The organism is Xanthomonas cannabis pv. cannabis, assembly GCF_000802365.1.
Classification (GTDB): Bacteria; Pseudomonadota; Gammaproteobacteria; order Xanthomonadales; family Xanthomonadaceae; genus Xanthomonas; species Xanthomonas cannabis.
In genome coordinates this window covers 1-16,133 of the sequence record NZ_JSZE01000138.1, presented here as the reverse complement: position 1 = coordinate 16,133, position 16,133 = coordinate 1, and the positions used below count along the sequence as shown (strand labels likewise).

12 protein-coding genes are annotated in these 16,133 nt (G+C 67.5%); 2 read left to right on the top strand and 10 right to left on the bottom strand.

The features are described 5' to 3' along the window. The 10 genes from bcsB to OZ10_RS18060 form a co-directional block, all read right to left on the bottom strand. On the bottom strand, positions 1-2,272 hold a 2,272-nt coding region (gene bcsB / locus OZ10_RS18105), incomplete at its 3' end, for a cellulose biosynthesis cyclic di-GMP-binding regulatory protein BcsB (RefSeq protein ID WP_039566359.1). A 44-nt stretch (positions 2,273-2,316) separates the two neighbouring features. Continuing rightward, positions 2,317-4,461 carry a UDP-forming cellulose synthase catalytic subunit gene (bcsA, locus tag OZ10_RS18100; protein ID WP_039408278.1) on the bottom strand — a complete coding sequence of 715 codons (2,145 nt, stop codon included), beginning with the start codon at positions 4,459-4,461 and terminating at the stop codon, positions 2,317-2,319. 90 nt (positions 4,462-4,551) lie between these two features. After that, positions 4,552-5,037: a hypothetical protein gene (locus OZ10_RS18095; protein WP_039408282.1), complete on the bottom strand. Its 486-nt coding sequence runs from the start codon at positions 5,035-5,037 to the stop codon at positions 4,552-4,554. 28 nt (positions 5,038-5,065) lie between these two features. Next, positions 5,066-5,521, bottom strand: coding sequence for a cellulose biosynthesis protein BcsD (bcsD, locus tag OZ10_RS18090; RefSeq protein ID WP_039566356.1), 456 nt, complete (start codon positions 5,519-5,521; stop codon positions 5,066-5,068). 175 nt (positions 5,522-5,696) lie between these two features. Next, entirely contained in the window at positions 5,697-6,893 is a 1,197-nt protein-coding gene (pncB, locus tag OZ10_RS18085) for a nicotinate phosphoribosyltransferase (protein WP_039566355.1), read from the bottom strand. A gap of 189 nt (positions 6,894-7,082) precedes the next feature. Next, entirely contained in the window at positions 7,083-8,051 is a 969-nt protein-coding gene (locus OZ10_RS18080) for a glycoside hydrolase family 113 (protein ID WP_039408291.1), read from the bottom strand. Continuing rightward, positions 8,033-9,328 carry a hypothetical protein gene (locus OZ10_RS18075; RefSeq protein ID WP_039408294.1) on the bottom strand — a complete coding sequence of 432 codons (1,296 nt, stop codon included), beginning with the start codon at positions 9,326-9,328 and terminating at the stop codon, positions 8,033-8,035. Before OZ10_RS18075 ends, OZ10_RS18080 begins: the two co-directional genes overlap by 19 nt. 49 nt (positions 9,329-9,377) lie before the next feature. Beyond that, positions 9,378-11,285 (bottom strand): glycosyltransferase family 2 protein, encoded by a 1,908-nt coding sequence (locus OZ10_RS18070; RefSeq protein WP_039408296.1) that lies wholly within the window; start codon positions 11,283-11,285, stop codon positions 9,378-9,380. Positions 11,286-11,298: 13 nt separating this feature from the next. Continuing rightward, positions 11,299-12,333, bottom strand: a complete 1,035-nt coding sequence (locus OZ10_RS18065) for a hypothetical protein (RefSeq protein WP_039408298.1) — start codon at positions 12,331-12,333, stop codon at positions 11,299-11,301. A 130-nt stretch (positions 12,334-12,463) separates the two neighbouring features. After that, positions 12,464-13,303: a glycosyltransferase family 2 protein gene (locus tag OZ10_RS18060; RefSeq protein WP_039408301.1), complete on the bottom strand. Its 840-nt coding sequence runs from the start codon at positions 13,301-13,303 to the stop codon at positions 12,464-12,466. 352 nt (positions 13,304-13,655) lie between these two features. On the opposite strand from OZ10_RS18060, the gene OZ10_RS18055 reads away from it, so the two are divergent. Beyond that, a complete protein-coding gene (locus OZ10_RS18055; RefSeq protein ID WP_039566352.1) occupies positions 13,656-14,813 on the top strand; it encodes a phosphotransferase enzyme family protein in 1,158 nt (385 codons plus the stop codon). A gap of 30 nt (positions 14,814-14,843) precedes the next feature. Next, positions 14,844-16,133 (top strand): TonB-dependent siderophore receptor (locus OZ10_RS18050; protein ID WP_039566350.1); only part of this gene is annotated, 1,290 nt, incomplete at its 3' end.

Here is a 16,133-nt window from a genome sequence, read left to right as displayed (position 1 = left end):
CGCGCGCGGCCAGGGCCAGCAGCAGCGCCAGCAGCACCACGGTGAAGGCCAGCCACACCGGATGGTGCGAGAAGTACCAGCGCAGCCAGGTCGGCAGCGGCAGGTGGCCCACGTAATAGGTCTGGTTGCCGACCAGGCTGGTGACCTTCTTCTGCTGCAGCACCACCACGCTGCCCTGGAAGTCCTTGAGCAAGGTCGGGTCGAACCAGGCATCGAACAGGCGGCCCATGTTGGCGGGGTCTTCGGTCTGGAACGCGACCACGCTGCGACCGGATTTGAGCGGCGATTCGAAACCCATCAACAGCACGTCGTCGGGCTGCGGCTGCAATGCGATCTCGCTGGTGGTGGGCAGGTCGGTGCGGCGCGCATCGAAGGACAGGAAACCGGGCAGTTTTTCGAACAGCCAGTCGGTCAGGCCGATGCGTCGGCTCTGCCCGTCCTGGCTCACCGGGAGCTGCGCGCGCCACTGCTTGAACAACGGCTGCGACTCGGCGCTGCCGAGCAGCAGCAGATCGCGGTCGGCGTGCTGCTGCACGGCGCTGGCGGCGATGATCTGCGCATGCAGCGCCGGGTAGCCGGTGGAGGCCCCGAAACGTCCGAGCAGGGTCAGCACGTTGCCCAGATTCTGGTCGCCCGGATTGTCGGGCAGCACGATCGCCGACTCGGACAGGTCGGCCAGGCGCGTGAACGGGTAACCGGCATTGGCGAAGGCCGCCAGGTTGGGCATCGCCATGTAGTGATGGAAGCCGCTCAGGTCGATGGTGGAATCGGCATCGATCGCGCCCGACACGTCGCGGAAGGAGTTCTTGCACGCCTCGCCCTGCGGGCGATCGAAGAAGAAGTGGAAACGCAGCTGGCTATTGGCCGAAAACGCGCCCACCGGCAGCGTCAGGTCCTGATGCACCGGCATGCTGCCGCGCGTGCCCAGGCTGTTCCACCAGCGCATCGGCGTGGATTCGGCGAAGGGGCGGCCGGTCAGCGGCAGCGTGGTCACGAACGACCGGTTGATGCTGACATTGAGCGCGGACTTGTTGTCTGCCTCCGGCACCGTGTAGCGGTATTTCAAGGCCACCGGAATGCCGTCGCGCTCCCACACGAACAGGTCCGGCGGCAGCTGCAGGCCAACCCGGATCAGGTCCGGGTGATAGCCGGTGACGTTGAGCGCGCCGGGCTGGCTGACCAGATCGCCGAAGCGTACCGGGCGCTCGCTGGAGACCCACTTGGGCGCATCGTAGGGCTGGCGCGGCGCCGGCGCGGACAGCTCGCCGATACGCGCCACCGCACCACTCAACGGCGCGTGCAGCGCCAGCGCCGTGGCCGCGCGTTGCAGGTCCTCGGTGTTGCGGCCAAGCACCAGCAACAACTTGCCGTTGGGATCGGTGGGGTTGGCCACCACCGCTACCGTCGCGCCACGGATATCGGCCACACCGCTGTCGGCGGTGGCGAACTGCGCAGGCAAGGTGTCGGGCGTGGCGAAGACCACCGCGTTGCCGGTCGCCGGCAGACTGGTGGTCGATGCCGGAAACACCGCGCCGCGATAGCCGGCCAGGGTGCCGAACCACGAGGCCACCGTGCCGGCCGCCTGCAGCGTGGCCAGGTCCGGCTGCTGCGGAAAGTAGAACGGCAGCTCCAGCCGGCGCGTGTCGCGCACATCGAAGAACGGCACCGGCAGCAACGCCAGGTTGTTGGCCAGCGCCAGCGGCGTGGTCGTCAGCGACAGGCTGGTGGCCGCATCCACATTCGCCCACAGGCTGCTGTGGTCCGGGTCTTCGCACTCGCGCGTGTAATGGCCGATCAGCTGCAGGTTGAGCTGGTTGTAGTCGGTGATCAGGCGCGGGTCGATCGGCAGATCGACCGAGAGCAACTTGCCGGCATTGGCCTTGTCGGCGGGCAAGGTCGCCACGGTCACGCCGTTGACGGTGACCTTGACGTGCGACAGGTCCGGCAACAACGACGGCGAGTAGCTGTATCGCAGATTGAGCGTGGCGGCGGTGACGATCTCGTCGCTGCGCACGCTGAAGGGCACGCCGGCACTGCCCTGCACACCACGCAAGGTGATTTCGTAGTCGATGCCCAGATCGCGCAGCGAGGCCGCGCGCGTGCTGCCGCCTGCCAGCGGCGCCAGTGCGGCAGGTGCCAGCGGCGCTGCGGTGGCGGCCTGTGCAGTGCTGCCGGCCGGTCCGTCGGTGGAGGTGGGCGCAGCCTGCTGTGCTTGCGCCAGGCCCGCCAGCAACGTCAGCGCGCAGGTCAACAGCGGCGGAGAAATTCGCATCAGTGGCTTCTTGGCAAGGGAAAGGGAAACACCAGGCATCACGCTCACGACTCCAGATCCACTGCACGTGCCGGGCGGAAGCCCTGGCGTGCGCTGTCGGCCATATGCCGGCCCAGGCGCCCGAACCCGCGCGCGCTGGCGGCCAGCACCTGGCCCATCGAACGCCAGAACGAATCGCGGTCGTGCTGGCCCCATTGCGACAGCCAGATGTCGGCGCGCGCAAAGGTCGATGCCACCAGCCAGCGCTCCTGTTCCATCGACATCGCGGTGAACTGGATGCTGACCTGGCCGTCGCGGTCCTGGCGCACCACCGCCGGCAAGGTCTGCTCCACACCGCGGTGGCTGAGGCCGATCTGCACCGCCGACCCGGGCTCGATCGGCTGCGGCTGCGCGAGCTTGATCGCCATGCCGCCGGTGGAAAAATTCACCGAACGGCTCGGCAACACGCTGCCGTCGGGCAGATACAGGGTGACCGGGATATCCAACGGCACCCGATGCGCGCTGCGCACCTGGCGGGTTTCGCTGGCGGTGGCGATCGTGGCGCCCAGCAGCACCATGTTGTAGAGCGTCCAGGCCAGGTTGAACCAGATGGTCTGCTGCTCGCCGCTGTCGCCGACATACACCAGACGCAGCACGCCGGCCACCACGCCGGCCAGGTTGAGCAGCAGCAGGAACAGATAGGGCTTGGCGATCTGCGCATCGAAATAACTGCGTGCCACCAGCCCGCCCTTGGGGGTGACGTTGAACTTGCCCAGCTTGGGATTGAGCAAGGCGACCAGCGTCGGGCGGAAGATGTACCAGGCCAGCGTGGTCTCGTACACCTCGTTCCACAGCAGGTGCCGAAAGCGGCTCTGCACACGCAGGTTGGTCAGGTTGGCCTGCAGAAGGTGCGGCAACGCGTAGGCCAGGATCATCAGCGCCGACGCCTGGATCACGTGCGCACCGAAGAACAGATAGGCCAACGGCGCCGTGAGATAGATGATGCGCGGCAGCCCGTAGAAAAAATGCAGCATCGCGTTGAGGTAGCACAGCCGCTGCGACAGTTTGAGCCCGCGCCCCAGCAAGGGATTGTCGATGCGTGCAATCTGCGCCATGCCGCGCGCCCAGCGGATGCGCTGCGCCACATGCCCGGACAGGCTCTCCGTTGCCAGACCTGCGGCCTGCGGCACCGCCAGATACGCGGTGCGATAGCCGCGGCGCTGCAGCTTGAGCGCGGTATGCGCATCTTCGGTGACGGTTTCCACCGCCACCCCACCCACTTCTTCCAGTGCGCTGCGCTTGATCACCGCGCACGAACCGCAGAAGAACGTGGCGTTCCACTGGTCATTGCCATCCTGCAGCAGCCCGTAGAACAGCTCGCCCTCGTTGGGCACCTTGCCGTGCGTGTCGAGGTTGCGCTCGAATGGATCGGGCGAGAAGAAATAGTGCGGCATCTGCACCAGTGCCAGCCCGGTATCACGCAGGAACCAGCCCATCGCCACCTGCAGAAAACTGCGGGTGGGAATGTGGTCGCAGTCGAAGATGGCCACATATTCGCCACTGCATTTCTTCAACGCGGCATTGATGTTGCCGGCCTTGGCATGCGCGTTGTTGGTGCGGGTGACGTAGTTGATGCCGACCTCGGCGCAGAAATCGCGGAACGCGTCGCGGCGGCCGTCGTCGAGCAGATGGATGGTGATCTTGCCAGCCGGCCAATCGATCACGCTGGCGGCCAGCACCGTGGTACGCACCACCGACAACGGCTCGTTGTAGGTGGGGATAAACACGTCCACGCTCGGCCACAGGCGCTGGTCGGCCGGCAGCGGCACCGGCTTGCGATCGAGCGGCCACAGCACCTGGAAGTAACCCAGCACCAGGATCACGAAGGCATACAGCTCGGCGCCGAGCAGGCCCAGCCCGAGGATGAAGTCCCCTGCACTGCCCAGGCCCATGGTCTGGGACATGCGCCACCAGATGTAGCGGCACGACACCGCCAGCGACATGCCCATCATCATCAGGACGACCACGCGCCCGCCGCGCTTGCGTACCGCCAGCGCCACGGCAAACAGCACCCCGGAGAACACCAGCTGCTGGGTGACGTCCATCGGCACGGCTACCACGAAGATCAGCAGCAGGGCGCCCAGCAGCCACAGCGCCCAGGTTGCCAGCGTGGGCAGCGGCGGGACGGAACGACGGTGGGCAACGGTCATCGGGCAATCCAAAAAAAGAACATGGCAGACGTGCGGTACGGCAGCGGGATACGCGCGCTACGCGTGCCGGGCGTTACGGGGAGGCAGGCATCAACGCGAACGCAGGCGCTTGAGCGGGCTATGCGCGTTGCTGCGGGCGTCGGCCTGCAGCAGGCGCTGGAACAGCTGCTCCAGTGGCGTCTGCGCAGGCCGCGGCGGCGATGGCAGGCCCTGTGGGCCGGGCTCATCGCGCTGGCGCAGCTTGCGTAACGGTGCCAGCGCATCGCTGCGTTGCTGGCTTGCGGTCTGTTCCGCCGCCACAGCTGCTTGCAACACCGCTGACGGCGGCGCAGCAGGAGGCGTGCCGGTTGCCGGTACAGCTGGCGACGCCGGCGCCGGCGGCGCTACCGCATCGCTCGCATCCGGCGCCGCTGCGCCAGCGACCGGCGCGCCGGCAGGCAGGCCGCCGGGTTTGCGCGGCGGCAACTGGGGATAGGCGAAATCCTGGTACCCCTGACTCGCCTGCGTCCCCAGACGTGCGAACAGGCCGGACACATCGTCGTGTCCCGGTGTATTTCTGGTGTTCTTTGGCGCCATCACATTCTCCTTGTCCGATGACCGCTGTTCATGGCGTCCGCGCCAGCACCATCAGGCGCAGGTCGACGCTCTCTCCCGGCACGGCCTGTACGGACAGGCCCGCCAGCATCCCCAGTTGCTGGAACCAGCCTTCGTAGACGCCCTGCAGGAATCCGTCGCTCCAGGCGGCGCCATCCAGCGCCACGCCCAGCGGCGCACCGGCATGCCGGATCTGCACATGGTCGGCGTGCTCGTCCATCGCGCACTGGCCCCAGTCGCAGCCGTCCCAGATCGCGTTGGCGGCCTGTTGCACCTCGGCCAGCGCATTGCAGGGCGCCAGCCTGTGCTCGCGCGCAAACCGACGGCCGATCCGCGCCATCAACGTGGCCAGATCGTGCTCGGGCAACTCGGCGCCGAACTCCTCGGCCATGGCGCGGACGAAGCCCAGCCACTGCCGGGAGCAGGCACGCGCGCGGTACAGCGATAACGGGTCGAGTGCGGGCATCAACGGACTTCGCAAGATGGGACGTCAGAAGCAACCGTCGCATCAATTGTGATGGCGGCGTGATGCCAATGTTAACGTCAGCCAACGTGCAAGCGCGATGGGGTTCTCATTTTTTCTGGCGATTCCCCTACACCAGGGTGGGCTGTCCACCCTTCTCCCTGCCGGCCGGCGTCACCTAGTGACGCGCGGTGCCACTGTCGTCGGGCATCGGCGGCAGGCCGAACACATCGCGCAGATAGCGCAGGTAGCCAACGTCCTCGCACATGCTCTTGCCGGGCGAGTCGCTGAGCTTGGCCACCGGTTGGCCGTTGCAGCGGACCATCTTGATCACGATCTGCAACGGGGTCGGCCCCAGGTCGTTGGTCAGGCTGGTGCCCACCCCGAAGGCCAGCCGGCAGCGCGTGTGGAAGTGCTGGTAGAGCTGCATCACCTTGTCGATATTGAGGCCGTCGCTGAACACCAGCACCTTGGTCCGGGGATCGATGCGGTGCGCCTGAAGGTGCGCGATCACCCGCTCGCCCCATTCGAACGGGTCGCCGGAATCGTGGCGCATGCCGTCGAACAGCTTGCAGAAGTACAGGTCGAAATCGCGCAGGAACGCATCCAGCCCCACCACATCCGACAGCGCAATGCCCAGGTCGCCGCGGTATTCGCGCGCCCACGACTCCAGCGCTGCCACCTGCGAATCGCGCAGCCGCGGCCCCAGCGCCTGAAACGCCTGCAGGTATTCGTGCGCCATCGTGCCCAGCGGGGTCAGCCCGTAATGCTTGGCGAAATACACGTTGCTGGTGCCCACGAACTGCTCGCCCAGCCCGTCGCGCAGCAGTGGCAACAGCTCGCCATGCCAGTGCCGCGAATAACGCCGCCGGGTGCCGTAATCGGCGATCTTGCAGCCCGCCGGCATGCTGCGCAGGCTGCTGACCTTGGCGCGCAGGCGGCTGCGGCCTTCCTCGAAATCCGGCTCGGAGGTGTTGCGAAACCACACCTCGTTGATGATCGCCAGCAGCGGTACTTCGAACAGGATGGTGTGCAGCCACGGGCCACGGATGGTCAGCTCGATCTCGCCCGGATGGGTGGTCGATGCCGACAGCTGCAGATACTTGCGGTCCAGATGGAACAGCGCCAGAAAGTCGGCAAAGTCCGGCTTGATGAAGCGCAGGCTGCGCAGGTAATCCACCTCGTCTTCGCGCAGGCGCAGCCGGCACAGCGCATCGATCTCGCGCGACATCTCATCGATGAACTGCGCCAGGTTCACGCCAGGGGTGCGGCACTTGAAGCGGTACTCCACCTGCGCGGCCGGGTGCTGATGCAGCACCGCCTGCATCACGGTGAATTTGTACAGGTCGGTGTCGAGCAGCGAATGGATGATCATGCCGCCGGATTATGCCCGCAGCGGCGCTGGCGGGACGTGCAAGGCCGCCAACGCTCCGGCTGCCACGCGCACGCGCCCCGCCCAGCGTGCCAACCATCGGCTGTTGCCGCCGCTGCCACAGGCAGCTGCGCGCCAAGCCTCCCACTCGATCCACTGCCGCGACGCCGTCCGCAGGCGCAGCTGGGCGCCTCAGCGCGCCAGCACCTGCTGGGCCGGCTTGCCTTGCACGGTGAAGTCGCTGTCGCCAGGGCCGCCGGCCTTGGGGTCGGTGTACCAGCACCACAGCGCAATCCCGTCGATGCCATGCGCCTGCAGCACCTTGCGCCATTGCTGCAGCACCTGCAGCTGCAGCTGCGTATCCACTGCGGCGGCACGTTGCTCCGGGCTCTCCCACGGTGCGGCCAGGCTGCCACGTGCCGAGCGCAGGCCCAGCTCGGCCACCCACACCGGCTTGCCGACGCGCTGGCCCAGCTGCTGCAGGCGCTGCGCGGCGGCGTTCATTTCCGCCGTGCGGGCATCGCCCGCCTCGGACAGGCGCGGATACAGGCTGGTGCCGACCGCATCGAACAGCGACCAGTAACGGAAGCTTTCGGCATGTTCCATGCCATCGGCCACGTACAGCAGCTTGCCGTGGTAGACCTTGCGTACCGCAGCCACCAGCTCGGGCCAGTGCGGCGCGTCCTGCAGCTTGCGCAGTTCGGTGCCGACCACTAGCGCCTCGGCGTGTTCGTCTTCGGCCAATTGCGCCAGCGGCAGCAGCGCCCGTTGATACGCCGCAAACCAGGCGGCCTGATCACCGGGCGCCACCTCGCCAGCCCAGTGACCGGGTATCCAGACATGCACCTTGAGCGTGGGCTGCAAACCGGAACGCTGGCTCTGCCGCAACGCAGCGCGCATGGCCTCCAGGCTGCTGTCGCTGCCCAGGACCGGGTCACTGGAATGCGGGGTCGCCTGCCACACAAAGGCCACCAGCAGCGCCTTGCTGGCACCGGTGCCGGCCAACGCATCCAGCGATTGCGCGGCGGCGGCGCTCTGCCACGGCGCATTGGCCGACACCTTGACGTTGGCGCCCATCCACATCGGCGCGGCTGCATTGCAGCCATTGGCAAGCAGGCACACCGCCAGCACAGCGGCGAGCGTCAGAACGCGCTTGAACATGCCGCAGACGCCTCGGTGGTCGACGCTGTCGTGCCCTGCACGCATGTGCTGCCCTGCACGCTTGCATTGCCGGGTTGCGGCTGCGCCACCGTCGCCGTGGCAGGGCCCGCCAGCCCCGTCGGTGCGCTCGCCACCGGTGCGGCCGCCGCGGTGAGCACGGCATCGGCCCCTACCCGCGGCGTTGCAGGCGCGGCTGCCGACGGCGTCGCTGCGGGCCTGACCGGCAGCGATACCGGCGCGGCGATGACGACCGCCTCACCTTGCAGCAGCGACTGCTCGTCGGCAGGCGCCGCACGCAGCCAGCTGCCCCAGCCCGGCGGCTGCACCCAGGCCGCACCGACCAGACCAAGCAGCAACAAACCGGCTGCCTGGGTGCGCTGGTCGGACTGCAGCGCGCGCAGCAACAACGCCGCCGGCACCCACAGCAACAACAAGGCGTCGAACCCGGCCCAGCCGAACGCAAACGACAGCGCCGCCGCGCAGATCACCGTGCCGGCGCTGGCGATGACGCCGCGCGCCAGGGCACCACTGCGCGTGCGCACCACCAGTGCCAGCACCGGGAAGCAGACCACTGCGGCCACGCCCCAACGCACGGCCGGCAGCCAGTCCTGCGCCTGGGCGGCCAGCGGCAACGGCAGCGGATCTGCGGCCTGGCCGATGCTCGACAGCGTCGGCCACGGCGCGTTGAACACGGTCAGATTGACGTAGGCCCACATGCCGACCAGAAACACGAACGGCAGATAGCACACCAGATAGAACGAGCCGGGCGCCTTGCGCAGCATCTGCGGCGGCATCACCAGCAGCAGCCACGGCGCCACCATCGTCGACAACGCCAGGGTCTGCAGATCCAGACACAGCAGGATGCACAGCCACCCGGCGATGCGCAGGTAGGTGAACGCTTCCACCGGCGCCTGCAGGCGGCGCAGCGTGCGGCACAGGCCGTAGAACGCCAGCAGGCCCACCGCCTGGCTGCCGCCCGCCGCGATCGGCAGCAGGAACAGCGGGTTGCAGCCCACCAGCAGGGTCAGGCCGCTGGCCCAGCCACGCCCGAACACGCCCGCCAGATCGCGCCATAGCAGCGACAGGAACAACGCGTTGGCGGCGACCGCCAGGAACGGCCAGATCTGGAACGGCAGATTCCAGCTGTGCAGGGTCAGATCGAGCGCCCACGCCAGCAGGCCAGTTGCCGGCAAGCCAGCACCCGGCGCACTGGTCGGCGCTGCGGTGCCGACCGACTGCAGCAGCAACGGCTGGCTCAGCAGCGACAATGCCACCACGGCTACCAGGAACGCCGGCAGCCCGCTTTCGCGACGCGGCGTTACCGAGTCACTCTTCGAGTGCGGCGCGGCGTTCGTTTTCCGAATGCTTGCTGATGCCATGCGTGGTCTTCTCCCAGTAGAACGGATTGTGGATCAGCTGCCAGAGCCCCTTGTAGGCAGCGATCGACTGCAATGCCCAGTACAACGGCACCGTCAACGCGTACGGGGCCAACTTGAAGTAGTCGCGTTTGAACGCCGCCACCAGCGTGATGTAGATGAAGAACGCGTTGGCCAGCAGCAGATTGACCAGCGATACCGCGCCCAGCCACGGCGGGAAGAAGCGCTCGAACATGCTGGTGCCGGTGAGCAGCCACACCGTATACAGCGTCCACAGTACCGGCACGCCCAGTGCGGTGAAAAAACCGCCACCGATAAAGAACTGAAAGCCCCAAAACCCCTTGAACCCGGTGCTGCGATACAGATGCACCGGGTCGCGCATGTGCACCAGCCAGGTCTGCATGTAGCCCTTGAGCCAGCGCGAACGCTGCCGGATCCAGTTGGGAATGCTGACGTTGGCTTCTTCGAACGTGGTGGAATTGACCACGTTGACGCGGTAGCCGGACTGGATCAGCCGCACGCCCAGGTCGGCGTCTTCGGTGACGTTGTACGGGTCCCACGCGCGCACCTGGCGCAACACATCCAGACGGAAGTGATTGGAGGTGCCGCCCAACGGAATCGGGATGCGCAGGTATTCCAGCGCCGGCAGGTAGAAGTCGAACCAGAGCGTGTATTCCAGCGTGAACATCCGCGTCAGCCAGTTTTCGTCGGCGTTGTAGTAATTCAGCCGCGCCTGGATGCACACCACGTCCTTCTCGGCCTTGCGGAAGGCCGCCACCACGCGCTTGAGCTGATCCGGCTCGGGCTTGTCTTCTGCGTCGTAGATGGTGAGCAGTTCGCCGCGCGCAAAATGCAGCGCGTAGTTGCAGGCCTTGGGCTTGGTCTTGGGCTGCGAGGGCGGCACCCGGATGATTTCGAAGAACGCTTCCAGGCCGAGCTTCTTGGCCGCTTCGATGGTCTCGAAGTCGTCGGCTTCCAGCACCAGTTTCACGTCGAGCTTGCTGATCGGGTAATCCAGCTTGCGCAGCGCATTGGCCAGGATCGGCAGGACTTCCGGTTCCTTGTACATCGGCACCAGCACGGTGTAGACCGGCAGGTCGTCGTCGCGCAGCGCGGCCACTTCGTCTTCGGTGACCTTGATGTCGATGCGGTGGCGTGAGCCGAACCACACCAGCAGCAGCTTCAAACCGAAGGTCGCCAGAAAGCCCAGCGCCACCAGCACGTTGATGGCGATCAGGGCCGGCACCGGGAACACCACCATCGCGATCAGCAACGCCGCGGCAATCGCCCACAGGGTTTGCTTCTGCCCGCGCGTCACCACCTGGCGTGCCGAATAGGTCGGCGCATGCGCAGCCAGCAGGTTCAGCGCGTTGTCGGTGAGCTGCTCGTCGGCGTGGCGCTGCAGGCTCCAGATGATGTCGAACTTGGCGGTGCCGACAAAGCGCACGTCTTGGCCGTAGTGCGCGCGCGCCCAGGCGAACAGCGCCGGGTCGGGGTCGGCCACGGCCAGCACCAGCACGCCGTCCTCGCGCCGCCAGGGCAGCAGCAGGCGCTGAGCGTAACTGTCCAGATCGCCGGCAGTGAGCAGCGCCGGATCCGGCGGTTGCTGCACCAGGTCGATGAATTCCAGCCCGAAGTGCGCGGCGACGATGGCGTAGAAGCGCTGCGCCGGCACCCCGCGCTGGGCCAGGATCACATCGCCCAGGCGCGAGTTCCAGCGCTGCTGCAGCGCCAGCGCCGCGCGCAGCTGTTCGTCGGTGATGACGCCCGCCGACACCAGCGCACGCCCCAGCAGGCCGCGTTCGCGGCCGATATCCGGCACCCGTCCCAGCGCCTCGCTCTCGCAGCTGACCGTCATGGGCAGGGCGTCCTCAGAAACGCCACCAGGCGGCCACGAACGGCCCGCCTGCGGCAGCAGTGTTGCGCCCCATCACCGGCTGCTGGTAGCCCAGCTGCCACTGACTGCCGCCCGGGGCGGTGTACAGCGTGGACAGCTGCAGCTTGGTCAGGTCGTAGTTGGTGCCGGTGGCGACGAAACCCACGCCGCCCGCAGAGCCTGCGACATCGAAGTTGTTACGCCCGTTGCCCAGCCCCTGGATGACGTTGAGCTCGCCGAGCAGCAACCAGCTCGGGGTCAGGCTCAGACCGGTGGAGGCATCCACGCGCACCTCGTCGGAGGCCGCACTGCCACGCAGGCGCACCGCGCCACCCAGATCGACATAGCCGTTGCGGCCGCCCAGCGTGTACCCGCGGCCACGGCTGTAACGCAGCTCCAGCCCGTAATCGCCCAAACCCAGCGCAGGATCGGTGTTCGCCTGGGGATTGTTCGGGTGGTAGGTCTTGCTGCGGCCATACGCCGGGATGCTGACCAGCCCCTGGACCGAGCTGCGCCAGACATCGTCCGGCGCGCTCGGCAACGCATAGCGCAGGCCGATTTCCTGATCGGCAAACCCGGTGGTGCTGGTCTGCTGGCGGCCGCGGCCACTGTCGTGGCTGCTGAAACCGACATCGCTGAAATAGAAATTGCCGATGACGCTGAGCCTGTCGGTCAGCCCATGCTCGACGTAGACATTCAGCTGGTCCTGGCGGCTACGCCCGTTCCCGTCGAATTGCTGGCCGTCACCGAAGGTGGTGCGGTGATGGCTGTCGTCGAACCACCCGCGGCCATCGCTATGCAGCGCCTTGACGATCACCAGCGTGTCGCCCTGCGGTTGCGTCCAGGCGCCGGCGAGCGCAGCGCCCGGCAATGTGGCCAGCGTGCAGCCCAGCGCCAGCGCCGACAGCGCGGCCAGCGGCTTGCGGCCGAGGGAACGAAAAGAGGCCGACGGCCGGGAAACCGGACTGGACTGTGCGGGGATAAGGCACGACTGTCGTACCCGCGCGCGCGGGTCGATCTGTAAGGACATTTGTACGTTTCCTGATGGGGGACCCGTTAGGGACAGGAAGCACTGACTGGATCACACTTCGCCGCGCAACGTATCACAGTTACGACTGGCTCCCCATCACGGATTTATCACTAATTTAACAGACCGCGCGTCATGCCCGACGCACCAACCGCGGTAGCTGCGCGGCCGCATGCGCCCAGATCGCCAGCCACACGCCGACCCGGGTCAGCGGCCCGCGCTGGGCGGCTTCGAACTTGCGGAAATAGCGCCACAGACCGCGGTGTTTATGCCATTCAACGAAGTACGGGCGGGCTCGGCTGGAGACGCCGCGCACATGCACCACCTGCAGATCGTTGGCCACCGCGACCAGCGCGCCGGCCTGACGGGCACGCCGGCACAGGTCCAGATCCTCGGCATGCAGCCGGTAATGTCCGTCCCAGCCGTCCAGCCGGTCGAACAGGCTGCGCTGCATCAGCATCAGCGCACCGGAGATTGCATCGACCGCCTGCAGCGCCTGCGACGGGTCGGCCGGCATCGCCAGCTGGGCGGCGGCACGCGGCGCGCGCAGCATGGCGGCAAAGTCGGGGTCACGGCGGCGCACTGCGGCGTCGGGGCGGCCCTGTTCGTCCACCTGCTCCACGCCCAGCAGCACGGCAGCATGCCCGGCCGCGCGCGCGCACAACTGCACCAGGGTGTCGGGCTCGACCATCAGATCCGGGTTGATGAACACCAGCCAGGGCGCCTGCGAGTCGCGCGCGCCCTGGTTGCAGGCGGTGGCAAAGCCGGGGTTGTCCGGGTTGGCGATGAAGTGCACGCGGGCGTCGGCCAGCGCGTGCCGCTGCACCACGTCCAGGGTGTCGTCGCTGGAGGCGTTGTCGACCACCCGGATCTCGCTGATGCCCTGGGCCGCGCGCAACCGCGACAGGCAGGCATCGATGGTGCTGCTGCTCTGGTAGGTGACGACGACGGCGGCGATCTGGACTGGAGTCATGCGGTCATTATCCGGTGCGGGGCCACCGCCGCGCCATCGCGTGTGGCGTCCCAGCATGGCGGCGTGCCGCAGCAGCAGGCATACTGCGCGCCCGACAGCCGCCACGCGGCCTGCGTCGGCGCCGTCCGCGGCACCCCCACTTGATCCTCAGAGATGACGGCCAGCGACCTTCCGGTTTCGCGCTGCCCTTTCATTCCATGCAGTGCGACCGCCTGATGGCGCCCGCCCTGCACCGACGGCCCGGCAGCGCCGTCCGCAATGCCGGCACACGCGCCGGGCCCGTCGGATCGGCCTCACCCCGTTGGTCTATACCACTCGATCTCCCCATGGCTTGCGCGTGGAGCCTGCAGCCGTGAACGCGCCGCATCAGGTCCATGGCATGAGCCTGGCGCTGGCGCCGCCCGACTGGCCGGCACTGACCCTGGAGGAAATCCGGCGCGTGCTGCAGCGCCTGCCCACGCTCGACGATGCGCAGGACGTGCAGTGGCACAGTGCGCGCCCGTTCTCTGCCGCCGCCCGCGTGGAAACCGCCACCGGGCCGGTGATCGTCAAACGCCACCATCGCCGCGTGCGCAGCGTTGCCGCGTTGCGCGAGGAGCACGCGTTCATGGCGCATCTGCGCCGGGCCGGCGCGCCGGTGGTCGAGGTGCTGCACGCGGCGGACGGCCAGACCGCGTTTGCCCACGACGCCTGGGTCTACGAAGTGCAGCGCGTCGGTGCCGGGCACGACTTGTATCGCGATGCGGTGTCGTGGACGCCGTTCATCGACACCGCCCACGCACACGCCGCCGGCGCGGCGCTGGCGCAGCTCCACCGCGCTGCGCGGGGCTTCGCTGCACCAGCGCGTTCCAGCGCCGTGCTGGTTGCCAACCTGCGGGTGTTCGCGCAGGCCGAGCCACTGCCGGCGCTGCAGCGCGCCCTACCGACACGGCCGCATCTGGCTGCGGCCCTGCACGGGTATCCCTGGCAGCGTGACCTGGCCACCCACGTGCTGCCCTGGCATGCACGTGCCTGGCCCTTGCTGTCTGCACCGGGTGCCATGCCGCCGCTGTGGACGCATGGCGATTGGCACGCGTCCAACCTGCTCTGGAACACCGACCACGGCGCCACCAGGGTCAGCGCGATCTTCGATTTCGGATTGAGCGATCGCAACAGCGCGCTGTTCGATCTGGCCACGGCCATCGAACGCAACCTGATCCCGTGGCTGCACCTGGACATCGGCGCACGCGCGCAGCCCGAGCTGGCGCAGCTGGATGCATTGCTGGATGGCTACGCAGCGCATTGCCCGCTCGGTGCCGCGCAGCTGCGTTGCCTGGCCGCGCTGCTGCCGATCGTGCATGTCGATTTCGCGTTGAGCGAGATCGACTATTTCGCCGGCATCACGCACTCCGCCGACAACGTGGACATCGCCTATCACCGATATCTGCTCGGGCATGCGGACTGGTTTTCCAGCGCCGATGGCCAGGCCCTGCTCGCGCATTTGCATGCGCGCGCGCACCGCTCGCCCTGAGCGGTTTCCCTTTTCCATCGAGCCTTGCCCATGTCCTTCGCATCCATTCGCCTGCTGTCCCGCCGCCCGCTCACGCTTGCCCTGGCGGCGTGCCTGTCCACCCCCGTCCTGGCACAACAACAACCCGACAGCGCAGCGGTGGAACTGGACGCGGTCAACGTGCTTGGGCAACGCAACGAGGCAGCCACCGCACTGACCGGCTTCGGCGCCACCCGTCTGCTGGATGCGCCCGCCTCCATCGCGGTGATCGACCGCCCGCAATTGCTCGATCGCCAGGCGCGCGTGCTCAGCGAGGTGCTGCGTGCCGACGCCTCCGCCGGCGATGCGTATGCGCCGATCGGCTATTACGAAAACTTCGTGGTGCGCGGGTATTCGCTCAATGCCGCCAACAGCTACCGCATCAATGGCCTGAGTGCGGTGGGCGAGCAATCCATCGCGCTGGAGAACAAGCAGCAGGTACAGATCCTCAAAGGCCTGGCCGGGCTGCAGTCCGGTGTCAATGAACCGGCCGGGCTGATCGACTACCGCACCAAGCGGCCCGAGCGTGTGCGCAGCGTGACCCTGGGTACCGACGAGCAGGGCTCGCGCTATGTCGCGGCCGACCTGGGCGACTGGTTCGGTGCCGAGCGCAGCCTGGGCCTGCGCGTGAATGCCGCACGCGAAGACATCGACAGCTATGTCGACCATGCGGATGGCTACCGTAATTTTCTGTCGCTGGCCGGCGACTGGAAGATCACCCCGCAATCGCTGCTGCAGCTGGACGTGGAATACCAGCATCGGCAACAGCGCTCGGTGCCCGGCTACCAATTGCTCGGCGGCACGCAGGTGCCGCGCGATATCGACGTGCGCCGCCTGCTCGGGTACCAGCCCTGGTCACGCCCGGTGGAAATGGACTCGCTCAACGCGCAGCTGCGCTACGCCTATCAGTTCAACGACGACTGGCGCGCCACCGTCGACGCGTCGCGCAGCCGCTCGACGATCAACGATTTTTCCGCGTTCGCCTGGGGCTGCTACGGCGCGGCAAGCTGCGCGGACATCGCCACGCCGAACTTCTTCAGCGCGCAGGGCGAGTACGACGTCTACGACTACCGCAGCCCGGACGACACCCGCGTGCACGACCAGTTGCGCGCCACCCTGGAAGGCCGCGTGGTCACCGGTGCGCTGGAGCATCGCCTGAGCATCGGTGGCGACTGGCTGCGCCGCACCATCGACCGCTTTGGTTCGGTCAACGAATTCGTCGGCAGCGGCAGCATCGACCGCGACCCGGAGGTCTTCGCGCAGACCGACGTAGCGCTGGACCCCAGGCAACGCCGCCTGGAC